1 pseudogene is annotated in these 328 nt (G+C 27.4%); it reads right to left on the minus strand.

Annotated features, from left to right (window positions below):
• Positions 1-231, minus strand: a pseudogene (locus HMPREF9075_RS13725) (hypothetical protein); the annotation flags it as partial.
• Positions 232-328: the final 97 nt, after the last annotated feature.

Below are 328 nucleotides of genomic sequence, written 5' to 3' on the forward strand. Positions count from 1 at the left end.
CATATCATAATCGTCTTCAAGATATGGGTATATTAAGAGCCTCAATTCTCCATTCTCCTCTTTTTTATCTAAATAATAAAACTTTTTGTTCGCTAGTGGATTGTTTATTTTGGTATCAGATTCGATACTTAATGATTCATTTTGTGGATCTTTTTCAGTGTTATTATTAACAACATTTTCACAAGAACTCACTGTCCCTATTAAAAATAAACTAATAAGTAATAATTTCATATATTGTTTTATATTTTGTTTTGCAAAGGTAAGGGTTTTATTTAAGGTTTATAGTCTTCCCAACCATATTTTCTATATTCAGGAGCAGGAGAAAATT

It is taken from the genome of Capnocytophaga sp. oral taxon 332 str. F0381 (assembly GCF_000318275.2).
In the GTDB taxonomy this organism is placed as follows: domain Bacteria; phylum Bacteroidota; class Bacteroidia; order Flavobacteriales; family Flavobacteriaceae; genus Capnocytophaga; species Capnocytophaga bilenii.